Raw genomic sequence first — 13,022 nt, forward strand, 5'->3', positions numbered from 1 at the left:
CGGCCGGCGCCACGGAACCTGTCCGCGGCGCCGGCACTGGCTGATCAGTTGGTGGTCACGGCATTGGCATCATCGGCGCTGCGCAGCTTGATGCCCTTCTCGGCGGCATAGGCCTCGGCCGACTTCTCGATGATGGGCCGCAGCAGCGCCCAGTCCGGCGCGATCCAGTCGGAGACGACGTTCCACTTCTTGCCGTCCCACTGCTGGAAGGTCACATAGCCCTCGCCTTCGTGGTTGTCCCAGCTGACATTGATCGAGTGGAACAGATCCTTGGCGCCGAGCGCCTCGACCTTGGCCGGATCGAGCTTGAGATGTTCGAAGCCCCAGCGGACCTCGTCGCCGGTCAGCGTGCGGTGGCCGAACTTCTCCTGCGCGACGCGGATCGCCTCGACATTCAGGATGCCGTTGACGATGCCGAGATTGTGGTAGACGGAGCCGATGCGCGACTTGTCTTCCAGATTGCCCTTGCCGGCGCCGTAGACCGTCTTCACGATCTCCTGCACCACCGGGTAGCTGTTGCCGGAGGCCTGGGTGGTGATGGCGGTGTAGCCCTTGGCGGCGTCGCCGGCGGGGATGACATCCTCTTCCGAATTCGACCAGACATTGCCGACGATGTGGTCGACGGGATAGCCGACCTTGACCGCCGTCTTCAGCGCCACCGGGTTCATCACGCCCCAGCCGCGCAGGACGACGAAGTCCGGCTTGGCGCGGCGGATGGTCAGCCATTGCGACTGCTGCTCGTTGCCGGGATGCGGCACCTCGATCTGCTGGACGGTGAAGCCGTATTTCTGCGCCAGCAGTTCATAGATCGGGATGGTCTCCTTGCCGTAGGGCGAGCCGTGATAGAGCACAACGATCTTCTTGCCCTTCAGCTTGTCGATGCCGCCTTCCTTGGAAGCGATGTAGTTCACGATGCCGGACGTCTCGCTGTAGGGGTTGAGCAGCAGCGGGAAGACATAAGGAAACACACGCCCGTCGGTGGAATCGGTGCGGCCGTGGTTGACGGTGATCAGCGGCACCTTGTCGGCGGTGATACGGTCGATCATGGCGTAGGCGATGCCGACCGAGAGCGGGTTCCAGGCGGCGGCACCGGCATGGCTCTTCTGCCGCTCGTAGCATTCGACGCCGCGCTCGACCTCGTACTGGGTTTCGCATTCGTCCCAGGTCAGCTTGACGCCGTTGACGCCGCCGTCGCGAATGTTGATGAGGTTGAGATAGTCGATGAAGCCGCCGAAGAAACCGGTGCCGCCAGCCGCGTAAGGGCCGACGCGATAGCTCTGCAGCGGGAAATATTGTTCGTCGGCGTGAGCTGATGGCAAGGCCACCGACACGATCATCGCTGCGGACAGCGCCGCCGCCTTGATTGTGCTGAGAAAGTTCATGGGTTGGGTACTCCCGGTATGGGCCGTCCTTGGTTCGGCCTCTGGTTCATTTCCAAATGCGATTGATGTCGAATGATGGAGCTCAGCTCGTCTGCCAGGCGAACAGGAGCCGTCTTCGGAGCCTGTCCCACAGGGCCACCAGTCCGTCGGGTTCAAGGATCAGAAACAGGATGATGAGCGCGCCCAGCACGATGCGCTGGCTCATGTCGAGCACGCCGGAATCGAAGACATCGCCAAGCAGGAAGCCGCCGAGGCGCGATAAGCCGAGCGGGAAGACCACGATGAGGGCGGCGCCGAAGAACGCGCCACGGATCGATGCCAGCCCGCCGATGATGATGATGAACAGGATCTGGAAGGATCGGTCGAGATCGAAGCCGTCCGGCTCGACCGTTCTGAGATAGGCGAAGGCCCAGATGACGCCGGCGACGCCGATGATGAAGGACGAGATGGCGAAGGCCAGAAGCTTGGTCTTCAGCACCGGGATGCCGATGATGCGGGCGGCGGTTTCATTGTCGCGGATGGCGATGAAGTTGCGCCCGGTCTGCGACGAGACCAGCCGGTGGGCAAGGAAGGTCAGCACGGTGACGATGGTCAGCGCAAAGAGATAGCGGCCGACGGCGCCGTCGAGTGCGAAGCCTGAAATCAAAAGCCTTGGCGCGTCGATGACGCCCGATGCCGAATTGTTGGAGAACCAGCTGAACTTGGTCAGCGCCCATTGCACGAAGAACTGCGCGGCAAGCGTCGAGACGGCGAGATAGAAGCCCTTCAGCCGCAGGCTCGGCAGGCCGAAGACGATGCCGATCGCGGCCGCGACGAGGCCGGCCAGAACAATGCTGCCGATCAACGGCAGGCCTTCGACGCGCAAATTGAAATTGTAGGCGGCGAAGGCACCGGCCGCCATGAAGGCAGCACTGCCAAGCGACACCTGGCCGGCATAGCCGGTGAGGATGTTCAAGCCGACGCCGGCGAGGCTGAGCGCCAGGAACGGCAGCAGGATTGCCTCGAACAGGTAGCTCGAGCCGATCAGCGGCACGACGCCATAGGCGAAGGCGAGCAGGAGGACAGGCGCGAGCCATTTCGGCAGCGCCGGCGTGGACGAGAAATCGCTTGCTATCGCGGTCATCGCTCAGATCCTTTCGACGAGCTTCTGGCCGAACAGGCCGGAAGGGCGGATCAGGAGGAAGACGAGCGCAACGACATAGGCGAACCAGCTCTCGATGCCGCCGCCGAAATAGTCGCCGATATAGACCTCGGCGAGCTTCTCACTGGCGCCGATCAACAGCCCGCCGACGATGGCGCCGAGGATGGAATCGAAGCCGCCGAGCACCAGCACAGGCAGCGCCTTGAGCACCACCAGCGACAGCGAGAACTGCACGCCGAGGCGGGCGCCCCAGAGCAGTCCCGCCACCAATGCGACTAGGCCGGCGGCCGCCCAGACGGTCGCCCAGATCAGCGGCAGCCGCAGACCAACAGCGAGCGCGGCGAACTGGTCATCGGCGACGGCGCGAAAGGAGAGGCCGATGCGGGTGTAGCGGAAGAACAGCGACAACAGCAGAACCATGCCGGCGGCAACCACCGCGGCGAAGATATCGAACTGGCTGATCAGCACGCCGCCGACTTCCAGCGGCACGTCCTCGATGCCGAGATCGAGGCCGTGGACCTGCGTGCCCCAGATCAGTTGGGCGGCACCCTCGATGATGTAGGACAGGCCGAGCGTGGCCATGAACAAAGTGATCGGCGGCTTGTTGGTGAGCGGCCTGAGCACCGTGCGTTCGATGGCGACGCCGATCGCCACCATGATGGCGAAGGTGGCGACCAGGGCCAGCGCGAACGGGACGCCGCGTTCGACGAGGCTGACGAAGGTGAGTGCCGCGAACAGGAGCAGCGCGCCCTGCGCGAAATTGAGCACGCCCGAAGTCTTGTAGATCAGCACGAAGCCGATCGCGACCAGCGAATACATGACGCCGGAGAGCAGGCCGCCGACGAGCACTTCGATGCAGAACTGATAATCGAAGTCGGCGATCATATGCCTGCCCCGTCCTCATTGTCGGAGGCGACGCCGAGATAGGCATCGATGACGCGCTGGTCGTTCCTGACTTCGTCAGGCGTGCCGTCGGCGATCTTGCGGCCGTAGTCGAGAACGGCGAGGCGGTCGGACAGGCCCATGACGACGCCGACATCATGCTCGATCAGCACCACGGTGGTGGCGAAGCGATCGCGCGCGGCGCGGACGAAACCCGCCATCTCGCTCTTCTCGCCTGATGTCATGCCGGCCATCGGCTCGTCGAGCAGAAGCAGGCGCGGTTGCGCGACCAGTGCGCGGGCCAATTCGACGCGCTTCTGCAGCCCGTAGGGCAGCGTGCCGACAAGGCGTTCGCGAACGGCGGTGAGGTCGAGGAATTCTAGAATCTGGTCGGCGCGGCCGCGTGTTTCACGCTGCTCGCCGCGCGAGCGGCCAATGCCGAGCACCTGGTCGGCAAAATTGGAGCGGACCTTGTAGGCAAGGCCGGACGCGACATTGTCGAGGACGCTGAGGCCTTTGAACAAAGCAAGGTTCTGGAAGGTCCTGGCAACGCCGAGATGCGCCAGCCGCTGCGTCGGCACCTGGGCATGGCTGACGCCGTCGAGCAGGACATGGCCGCGATCCGGCCGGTAGACGCCGCTGATGACGTTGATCAGCGAGCTCTTGCCGGCGCCGTTCGGCCCGATGATGGCGCGGATCTCGCCGGGTTGCACCGACAGGTCGATATCGGCCAATGCCACGACGCCGCCGAACGACAGGCCGATAGCTTGCAGTGAAAGCAGCGGAGCGGCTGTACCCGAAACGGACCCCGCCGGCTCGATACGGCCCGCGGAAGGCAGCGCCGGCTGGGGCGCCGACGGCAAGCCGCGCGCGAAGATTTCCGGCGCGTAGACCGAAGCCTCCATCATTCCAAGGGAATAGCTGGCCAATGGCATTTCCAAGGTCCTCGATTGCGCCTTTAGGCGCGCGAATTCTCGATGCCGCCCGAGGAGATCGAGCGCACCTGAAACACCTTCATTCGTGTGCTGGCCGGAGCTTGACCGGCCAGCTTGCGGGATGACTATTCTGCTGCCGCCAGTGACGCTGCCTGTTCGGCGTCTTCCAGCTCGCGGACGAGCGGAATGACATGCTTGCCGAAATACTCGACCTCCTCCTGGAAGTGCAGGAAGCCGAGCAGGATGAGATCGGCGCCGGCGCGCTTCAGGTCGACGATGCGCTCCGCGACCTGTCTCGGCGTGCCGATCAGGTTCGAGCGGAAGCCGTCATTGTACTGGACCAGATCGTCGAAGGAGGATTTCGCCCAATTGCCCTCGCCTTCCGGCGAGGCCTTGCCGGCATTCTTGACCTCGTGGCCAAAGGCATTGACCGCTTCGGGGTTGGCCTTGGCAATGATTTCGGCAAGCACCGCCTTGGCCTCGTCCTCGGTTTCGCGGACGACGGCGAAGGCGTTGACGCCGACCTTGACCGAATGGCTGTTGGCCTTCGCCTTGGTCCTGAGGTCTTCGACCTGCTTGGCGATCTCGGCCGGTGTGTTGCCGTTGGTGAAGTACCAGTCCGAGACACGCGATGCCATGTCGCGCGCGGCACGCGATGAACCGCCCTGGAAGATTTCGGGCAGCGGCCGCGGCGGTTTCGGCTTCAGCGAATATTCGTTGAAGCGATAGAAATCGCCGCGGAAGGTGAAACTGTCTTCGGTCCATATTCCGCGCAGCGCGCGGATGAACTCCTCCGAGCGGCGGTAGCGCTCGTCATGGTCAAGCCAGTGCTCGCCAATGGCGTGAAACTCGCCACGGAACCAGCCGGAGACGAGGTTGATGGCGACACGGCCATTGGTCAGATAGCTGATGGTGGCGATCTGCTTTGCTGCCAGCGCTGGATTCCACGGGCCGGGCAGGATCGCGGCGATGACCTTCAGCGTCGTGGTGGCGGCGAGCAGGTCATGGCTGAAGGCTACCGATTCATGCTGCTCGTCGGCGCCGTAGCCGGCGGTGAAACGGATCTGGCTGAGCGCATAGTCGAAGCCGGCCTTCTCGGCGATCTGCGCCAGCTTGCGGTTGTATTCGGCCGAATGGTTGGTGCGCTGCTCGATGTTGGAGATCACCAGGCCGCCCGAAACATTGGGCACCCAATAGGCGAATTTGAGCGCGTCGGTGTCTGCGTGTGCCATGAACTGTCTCCCATTCAGGCGGTGTCGTTGATCGGTCCGGTCGGCGCCGGCTTTCCCCAATATTTATTATGTTTATGGAATTTATATACAAAGAAGGATTTTCCGTTTTTGGAGCCTTCCTGGGACGGAAATACCAATTTTCCCGGTCAAACCGGCTTCCGGCCGTCAGTGGGCCGCGGCAACGCTGTCCGCATCGACGCCGATCGTCTCGGCTGACGGGACCGTGTCCAGCAGCCTTGCGATCTCCCTGGCAACCGTCTGGGCGTGACGGGCCACCTCCGGCAGGCCCATGAGCTCGCCAAACGTGCCCCGAGCCAGCGGGCCGGCTACGAAAAGCGTGGCGACCGCCTTGCCGTCCCGGCCGATGGCGCGGCTATCGAGGCTGGTCTCGATACCCAGCCCGTATGCGTCAGCCCTGATCAGCCCGGCTTCGGCCAAGGAGCGCAGCGCCGGGTTGAGCCGAAGGGCTTGCCCATGCGCCGGGCCAGTCGTGTTGATGACGGCATCGAAGCGCACCGTTTCGATCCGCGTCCGTCCGCGCCGCTGGAAGCTGACCGCCGGGCCGTCATCCTCATGGTTCGACGCGACAAGCCTGGCGGCAACGGTTTCGTAGGTGCCGGCGGCCTGACGGCGATCCAGCACCGCCGCCACCTGCGGTGCGATCCTGAAGCGATGCACGTCCCAGAACACGCGCAACTGGCGGACCAGCCTTGCCCGCTCGCGCGGTGCAAGTGCTGCCCACAGCACCGGTCCCTGCAGCCGCAATTGGTCGAAGACCGACTGCCAGTTGACATTGGCGGCTCGCGCCGCCGCCAGCGTGGCGCGAATATTCTTCAGCAGGCCAAGCGCTGTTGCGGCCGGCGATGACGCAAAATCGCCGAAGGGCTCGCCCCTGACGTCAGGGTGGCCGCGCGAGCGCAACCCGCGGCGCGACAACGCCAGGATGCGGCCGCGATGGCCGCGGCGATCGAGTTCGGCCACCATGTCGGCCGAGCTCAATCCGGAACCGACAATCAGCACCGACGCTTCCTGTCCGATATGGGCAAGAGCGGAAGCGGCGTACGGGTCGGCAACGAAACCCGGCGCTTCGGCCAGGGAGGCCAGCGCGTCCGGAATTCCAGGCGGCAGGTGCGTCGCCGCCAGGACGACAATGTCGGCTGCGACCGGGCCGCCGGAAGTGTGCACGGCCCAGCCAGCGCCATCCGCGTCACGGGTCACGCGCGTGGCGAGACCTTGGACATGACGAACCACGCCCGAAGCGAGCCAGGGCACCAGATGCTCGGCGACGTAGCGGCCGAACACGCGCCGGCGCGGATAGGCCTCGCCGTTCTTCCAGATGGCGTCGGTATCGCGCTCGAGTTCGCCACTGCCGGCCAACCAGCGCGCAAAGTGCTGAGGATCGTCGGGAGCCATGCTCATCCTGATCGCCGGGACATTGACCCGATGCGCAGGCTCCGCGCTGGAATAGGCAAGGCCTCCGCCAAGCGCCGGTCGCGGCTCGATCACCGAAATCGACAGACGCTCGAACCAGGGCAGTTGCGCCAGATGCCAGGCGACCGCAGCGCCGGAAAAGCCGCCGCCGATGATGGCGACGCGCAGCCGGCGGGATTGGGGCAGCGCGTTCACGAGGCGCTGGCGAGCGACTTCGGGCGGTGGTCGCCGGCAATGGTTTCGCCGAATGGCCCGGTGTTGACGGATGAGCCGGCCGATTTGACCGGGTGATCGGTCGGCAGTTTCGGCAGCACCAGTTCGCCGAAACGATAGGCTTCTTCAAGATGCGGGTAGCCGGACAGGATGAAGGTGTCGATGCCGAGGCGCCGATATTCGTCGATCCGCTCGGCAATCGTGTCCGGGTCGCCGACAAGGGCGGTTCCGGCGCCGCCGCGCACCAGGCCGACGCCGGCCCAGAGATTGGGCGCGATCTCCAGCCTGTCGCGGCTGCCGCCATGCAGCGCGCTCATGCGCGCCTGGCCGACCGAATCCATGCGGGCAAACACCTTCTGCGCCGAAGCGATCGTGGCGTCGTCGAGCCGGCTGATCAGGCTGTCCGCCGCGGCCCAGGCCTGCTCGGTCGTCTCGCGGGCAATGACATGCAGGCGAATGCCGAAGGAGAGCTTGCGGCCGGCCTTTTCGGCCAGTTCGCGCACGGCGTCCAGCTTGCTCTCGACATCGGCCGGCGGTTCGCCCCAGGTCAGATATTTGTCGATCTCCTGCGCCGCCACCACGGAGCCGGCATCGGACGAGCCGCCGAAATAGAGCGGCGGATATGGCGTCTGCACCGGCGGGAACAGCAGCCGGCCATCCTCGATGCGGAAATGCTTACCCTGATGTTCGACCGTCTCGCCGCTCAGCACGCGCTTGTAGATGCGCAGGAATTCCTGTGTCACCTCATAGCGTTCGGCATGCGAGAGAAAGATGCCGTCGCCCTTGTTCTCCAGCGGATCGCCGCCGGTGACGACGTTGATCAGCAGGCGGCCGTTGGAGATGCGGTCGAGCGTGGCGGTCATGCGCGCGGCGAGCGTCGGCGACTGCAGGCCGGGCCGCACGGCAACGAGAAAACGCAGCCGCTCGGTGAGCGGCGCCAGCGCCGAGGCGATCACCCAGGAATCCTCGCAGGCCCGGCCGGTCGGCAACAGCACGCCGTAATAGCCCAGCGTGTCGGCGGCCTTGGCCACTTGCGTCAGATAGGGCAGGTCGACGGCCCTGCCGCCTTCCGTCGTGCCGAGATAGCGGCTGTCGCCATGCGTCGGCAGGAACCAGAGCACCTTGATGCGGTCGGGGACATCAGCGGTCATGGCCTGCCTCCCACGCGCGGGCGACGGCAGCAGGCTGAGAACGGGCGCAAGGAAGTGGGCATGGCGTGGTCCTGTCCGGGAAAGCCAGATCGCCAGTACAGATTGCTTATTCTATAAATTCTGTAGAGTTAGTTTATTCCAATTCCGACGGGATTATTAGAATTCTCTCCGCCAGCTCGCACCCGGGCTGATGTACCCGGTCTTCGCCTATTCGAAGCATCACGGCAGCGACCCCGCTGCCGATGGCTGCGGTTCTAGCCCGGCAATCGGCCAAGCCCTGCCGCGAAGCGCTCGACGATGGCGAGACCAGTCTCATTGGGCCGCATCGCCGGCGCGCGATCATGTATCGGGATGCCGGTGCGGGCGCCAAACAGCCGCTTGCCGTAGCAGATCAAGTTCTCGATGCCCTGCATGACGAAAACCGCCGCCGGCAGCATTTTAGCATACTCAGCCTCGGCTATCGCTTCGTTTCCGGCGCGGAACGCCTTCCAGGCGCGTACGGCATAATCCACGCAATCCGGCGCCAGGATCATGCCACGGCAGCCGATGCGGAAATTGTCGATCAGTTCCAGCCCGCCACGCCCGTTGAAAACGGGAATCCGGCCCTCGGTGCGCTCGATCAGGCCGGCAATGTCGGTGACCGGCCCCTCGCCCTTGATCAGCCTGATGTTGGGATGCAGCGTGACGAGGTCGCGGATTTCATCCGATGTCAGACCACGGCCGAAGAAGGCGGGCGCGTTCTGGATCGCCACCGGCAGGTCGGTCGCCTCGGCGACACGGCCAAAGAAGCGGATATACTCCAGCGCCCCGTAAGATCCGCCAGGCGGGGGCTGCAGGATCACCCAGTCGGCGCCGACGCTTTCGGCATGGCGAACCTGGGATATCTGCTCGGCCACCGAAGCGCCGAGGATGGTGAAGGCGAGCGGCACTTTTCCCGCGGTGTCCTGCGCCGTCCAGTCCATGACCGTCCGGCGCTCGGCCTCGGTCAGCTTGGCGACTTCGGTGGCGAGGCCGAGTGCCGCCATGCCATGCACGCCGGTCGCCAGGCAGATCTCGACCTGGCTGCGCATCGCGGCGCGGTCCAGCCGTTCGTTCTCGTCGAACAGTGCATAGAGGATGGCATGAATGCCATGGAGATCATCCGGCTGGAAATTCGCCATCCTCGTCGACCTCAATGGCTTTCGCGGGGAATGGCGTGGCCGCGGCTGCCGACCAGGAAATCGAGATCGGCACCACGGTCCGCCTGCAGCACATGGTCGACATAGAGGCCCTGGTAGCCGCCGCGCATCACCGGCTCCGGAGGAGCCCAGCCTATTCGTCGTCTCGCCAGCTCCTGTTCCGACACGTCGAGGTGCAACCGCCGCGCCTCGACATCGAGCTCGATGATGTCGCCGCTCCTGACCAGCGCCAGCGGGCCACCGACGGCGGCCTCGGGCGCCGCATGCAGGACCACCGTGCCAAAGGCGGTGCCGGACATACGGGCGTCGGAGATGCGGATCATGTCGCGGACGCCCTGCTTCAGGAGTTTTTGGGGCAGCGCCATGTTGCCGACCTCGGCCATGCCGGGATAGCCCTTGGGGCCGCAATTCCTGAGCACCATGATCGAGGTCTCGTCGATATCGAGTGCGGGATCGTCGACGCGCGCCTTGTAGTCGTCGATGTCCTCGAACACGACGGCGCGGCCGCGATGCTTCATCAGGGCCGGCGATGCGGCCGACGGTTTGATGATGGCACCGTCGGGAGCCAGATTGCCGCGCAGCACGGCGATGCCGCCGTGCTGCGTCAGCGCCTTGTCACGCGGGCGGATGACCTCCGGATTGTAGTTTTGAGCGTCGGCGATGTTGTCGCGCAGTCGTCTGCCGGTGACTGTCAGCGCGTCGAGATCGAGCATGTCCGCGATCTCTTTCATCACCGCCGGAATGCCGCCGGCGTAGCAGAAATCCTCCATCAGGAAGCGGCCAGACGGCATCAGGTCGAGGATGGTCGGCACGTCGCGGCCAAGGGCGTCCCAATCGTCGAGCGTCAGCTCAGTACCGACGCGGCCGGCGATGGCGAGCAGGTGGACGACCGCATTGGTCGAGCCACCGATCGCGCCATTGACGCGGATCGCATTGGCGAAGGCTTGCCTCGTCAGGATGGCCGATGGCCGCAGATCCTCATTGACCATCTCGACGATGCGCCGCCCGGTCATGCGGGCGATGCGGCTGCGGCGCGCGTCGACGGCGGGATAGGCGGTATTGCCGGGCAGCGCCAGGCCGAGCGCCTCGACCATCGAGGCCATCGTCGAGGCCGTGCCCATGGTCATGCAGTGGCCGGGCGAGCGCGACATGGCGCTTTCGGCATTGGCGAAATCCTGTTCGCTCATCACCCCGGCGCGGACATCCTCGGAGAACTTCCACACATCCGTGCCCGAACCGATCTCGCGGCCCTGGAAGCGGCCGTTGAGCATCGGCCCTCCGGAAATGACGATCGACGGCAGGTCGCAGGATGCAGCACCCATCACCAGCGACGGCGTGGTCTTGTCGCAGCCGGCCATCAGCACGACGCCATCCATCGGATTGCCGCGAATCGCCTCCTCGACATCCATCGAGGCGAGGTTGCGAAACAGCATCGCCGTCGGCCGCAGATTGGATTCGCCGCAGGAGAAGACGGGAAATTCCAGCGGCAGGCCCCCGGCCTCCAGAACGCCGGCCTTGATGTGCTCGATCAGGCTGCGGAAATGGACATGGCACGGGGTGAATTCAGAAAAAGTGTTGCAGATGCCGATCACCGGGCGGCCGTCGAAAGCGTCGTCGGGCAGGCCATTGTTCTTCATCCAGCTGCGGTGGATGAAGGCATCCTTGCCATTACCGCCGAACCAGTGCTGCGATCTTCTCTTGGTCATGGCTTTTCCCGACGTTCAGGCGGGGTGCTGCAACTGGCTGAGCCCGCCATCGACGACGAGGGTTGCCGCGTTCATGAACGGGCACTCGTCGGAGATCATGAACACCGCGGCCAGCGCGATCTCGCGCACCGACGCGATGCGGCCACCGGGATGCAGCGCGAGCGTCTTGGCGCGCGCCGCCACCGGGTCTGCAAAACTGTTCCAGTAGTCGATCGCCTTCTGCGTCTCGACGTAGCCGGGCGCCAGCGCGTTCACGCGCACGCCTTGCGCCGCGTATTCCAGCGCCAGCGATTTGGTCAGGCCGAGCAGCGCGTGCTTGGCGACGGGATAGGGGAAGGTGTGCGGAATGATGGTGAAGCCGTGGGTCGAGGCGATGTTGAGGATGGCGCCACCGCCGCTCGCGATCATTCCCGGCAGCACCGCCTTGCTGCAGTTCCAGGCGCCCTTGACGTTGACATCGAAATTGCGGTTCCACTCTTCCTCGGTCGCATCGAGCGGGGTGGAGAATACATTCATCCCGGCATTGTTGATCAGCGCGTTGATCGGGCCAATCTCGTCGCCTGCTTGTCCGACCGCGGCGGCGATCGCCGCCCCGTCGCTGATGTCGGCAGCTTGATGACCGACATGGCCCTGCGAAGCGGCGAGCCCGGCGACGGTCTTGTCGAGCAGCGCGCCGTCGCGATCGACCAGGAACAGTCTTGCGCCCTCCGCAAGGCAGGCCTCGGCGATGGCAAGCCCGATGCCTTGCGCGGCACCGGTGAGGAAGATGCGTTTGCCGGACAGGCGCTCAGCCATCGCTGTCACTCCACGTGAAGTCGGTCAACGCCGGCCGAGTGCCGACGAGCGCAGATTGTCGAGCAGCACGGCGAGCAGCAGGATCACGCCGCGCACGATGTACTGGTAGAAGGCCGGGATGTTGAGCAGATTCATGGCGTTCTCGGCAATGCCCATGATCAGCACGCCGACGATGACGCCCGACATGGTGGCGCGGCCGCCGGCAAGCGAGACGCCGCCGAGCACGCAGGCGGAGATGACCGAAAGCTCCAGGCCGACCGCCGCATTGGGCTGACCCGAAGTGATGCGCGAGGCCAAGAGGATGCCGGCGATGCCGCAGACGACGCCCTGCAGCGCGAAGATCCAGATGCGTGTCCGGTCGACATTGACGCCGGCCAGCCGTGACGCCTCCGGATTGCCGCCGATGGCCAGCGTGTTCTTCCCGAAAACAGTGCGGTTCAAGACGAAGCCGAAGATGCCGAAGAGCACGGCCAGCACCCAGATCGGCGTCGGTATGCCGAGCAGTTTCGACAGCGCGAGCTGGTAGAAATCCGGGCTGTTGATGCCGACGGCGCGGCCGTCGGACGCAATCAGCGCAAGGCCGCGCACGATCTGCATGGTGGCAAGTGTCGTGATCAGTGCGTTGATGCGGAATTTGGCGATGACGACGCCATTGATGAAGCCGACGAAGGCGCCGCAGGCGATTGCCGCCAGCAGGCCAAGCAGGATCGAGCCGGTGTAGTTCGATGCCATCACCGCGACCATGCCGGCGAAGGCGACGATCGAGCCCACCGACAGGTCGAAGTCGCGCGCCGCCAGGCAGAACATCATAGTGCAGGCGACGATGCCGACGGTGACTACCGACTGCAAAAGGCCGAGCATGTTGCGGTCGGTGAGGAAGTTCGGCACCAGCAGCGACACCAACGCGAAGGCGACGACGAAGATGACGACGAGGCCCTGTTCGCCGAGCAGGATTTTTTTCAACTGGCCGGTCATG

Annotated in this window: 11 protein-coding genes; all 11 read right to left on the reverse strand. The window is 64.8% G+C overall.

Annotated elements, in window-relative coordinates; genetic code table 11:
• Positions 1 to 44 precede the first annotated feature (44 nt).
• The 11 genes from FJ978_RS04300 to araH all read right to left on the reverse strand — a co-directional run bounded on the left by FJ978_RS04300 (position 45) and on the right by araH (position 13,021).
• Positions 45 to 1,382: an ABC transporter substrate-binding protein gene (locus FJ978_RS04300; RefSeq protein WP_140570520.1), complete on the reverse strand. Its 1,338-nt coding sequence runs from the start codon at positions 1,380 to 1,382 to the stop codon at positions 45 to 47.
• A gap of 82 nt (positions 1,383 to 1,464) precedes the next feature.
• Positions 1,465 to 2,505, reverse strand: coding sequence for a branched-chain amino acid ABC transporter permease (locus FJ978_RS04305; protein ID WP_140570522.1), 1,041 nt, complete (start codon positions 2,503 to 2,505; stop codon positions 1,465 to 1,467).
• Between the two features lie 3 nt (positions 2,506 to 2,508).
• Complete coding sequence (locus FJ978_RS04310) at positions 2,509 to 3,408, reverse strand: branched-chain amino acid ABC transporter permease (protein ID WP_140570524.1); 900 nt, start codon at positions 3,406 to 3,408, stop codon at positions 2,509 to 2,511.
• A complete protein-coding gene (locus FJ978_RS04315) occupies positions 3,405 to 4,340 on the reverse strand; it encodes an ABC transporter ATP-binding protein (RefSeq protein WP_140570526.1) in 936 nt (311 codons plus the stop codon). The genes FJ978_RS04310 and FJ978_RS04315 overlap by 4 nt, the downstream gene beginning before the upstream one ends.
• Positions 4,341 to 4,465: 125 nt before the next feature.
• Positions 4,466 to 5,572 carry a dimethylsulfone monooxygenase SfnG gene (gene sfnG, locus FJ978_RS04320; RefSeq protein ID WP_140570528.1) on the reverse strand — a complete coding sequence of 369 codons (1,107 nt, stop codon included), beginning with the start codon at positions 5,570 to 5,572 and terminating at the stop codon, positions 4,466 to 4,468.
• A gap of 165 nt (positions 5,573 to 5,737) precedes the next feature.
• Positions 5,738 to 7,198, reverse strand: a complete 1,461-nt coding sequence (locus tag FJ978_RS04325) for an FAD/NAD(P)-binding protein (protein ID WP_140570530.1) — start codon at positions 7,196 to 7,198, stop codon at positions 5,738 to 5,740.
• Positions 7,195 to 8,367 (reverse strand): FMNH2-dependent alkanesulfonate monooxygenase, encoded by a 1,173-nt coding sequence (ssuD, locus tag FJ978_RS04330; protein WP_140570532.1) that lies wholly within the window; start codon positions 8,365 to 8,367, stop codon positions 7,195 to 7,197. Before ssuD ends, FJ978_RS04325 begins: the two co-directional genes overlap by 4 nt.
• A 254-nt stretch (positions 8,368 to 8,621) precedes the next feature.
• A complete protein-coding gene (locus FJ978_RS04335) occupies positions 8,622 to 9,527 on the reverse strand; it encodes a dihydrodipicolinate synthase family protein (RefSeq protein ID WP_140570534.1) in 906 nt (301 codons plus the stop codon).
• Between the two features lie 11 nt (positions 9,528 to 9,538).
• Positions 9,539 to 11,251: an L-arabinonate dehydratase gene (gene araD / locus FJ978_RS04340; RefSeq protein WP_140570536.1), complete on the reverse strand. Its 1,713-nt coding sequence runs from the start codon at positions 11,249 to 11,251 to the stop codon at positions 9,539 to 9,541.
• Between the two features lie 15 nt (positions 11,252 to 11,266).
• Positions 11,267 to 12,046 carry an SDR family oxidoreductase gene (locus FJ978_RS04345; protein ID WP_140570538.1) on the reverse strand — a complete coding sequence of 260 codons (780 nt, stop codon included), beginning with the start codon at positions 12,044 to 12,046 and terminating at the stop codon, positions 11,267 to 11,269.
• A gap of 24 nt (positions 12,047 to 12,070) precedes the next feature.
• On the reverse strand, positions 12,071 to 13,021 hold the full coding sequence (gene araH, locus FJ978_RS04350; protein WP_140570540.1) for an L-arabinose ABC transporter permease AraH: 951 nt from the start codon (positions 13,019 to 13,021) through the stop codon (positions 12,071 to 12,073).
• Position 13,022 lies beyond the last annotated feature (1 nt).

This window comes from Mesorhizobium sp. B1-1-7 (assembly GCF_006442705.1).
Lineage (GTDB): Bacteria > Pseudomonadota > Alphaproteobacteria > Rhizobiales > Rhizobiaceae > Mesorhizobium > Mesorhizobium opportunistum.

Coding starts and splice junctions, on each gene's coding strand:
- sfnG (WP_140570528.1), bottom strand. CDS start 5,572: ATGGCACACGCAGACACCGACGCGCTCAAATTCGCCTATTGGGTGCCC.
- araH (WP_140570540.1), bottom strand. CDS start 13,021: ATGACCGGCCAGTTGAAAAAAATCCTGCTCGGCGAACAGGGCCTCGTC.
- FJ978_RS04315 (WP_140570526.1), bottom strand. CDS start 4,340: ATGCCATTGGCCAGCTATTCCCTTGGAATGATGGAGGCTTCGGTCTAC.
- FJ978_RS04345 (WP_140570538.1), bottom strand. CDS start 12,046: ATGGCTGAGCGCCTGTCCGGCAAACGCATCTTCCTCACCGGTGCCGCG.
- ssuD (WP_140570532.1), bottom strand. CDS start 8,367: ATGACCGCTGATGTCCCCGACCGCATCAAGGTGCTCTGGTTCCTGCCG.
- araD (WP_140570536.1), bottom strand. CDS start 11,251: ATGACCAAGAGAAGATCGCAGCACTGGTTCGGCGGTAATGGCAAGGAT.
- FJ978_RS04310 (WP_140570524.1), bottom strand. CDS start 3,408: ATGATCGCCGACTTCGATTATCAGTTCTGCATCGAAGTGCTCGTCGGC.
- FJ978_RS04335 (WP_140570534.1), bottom strand. CDS start 9,527: ATGGCGAATTTCCAGCCGGATGATCTCCATGGCATTCATGCCATCCTC.
- FJ978_RS04300 (WP_140570520.1), bottom strand. CDS start 1,382: ATGAACTTTCTCAGCACAATCAAGGCGGCGGCGCTGTCCGCAGCGATG.
- FJ978_RS04305 (WP_140570522.1), bottom strand. CDS start 2,505: ATGACCGCGATAGCAAGCGATTTCTCGTCCACGCCGGCGCTGCCGAAA.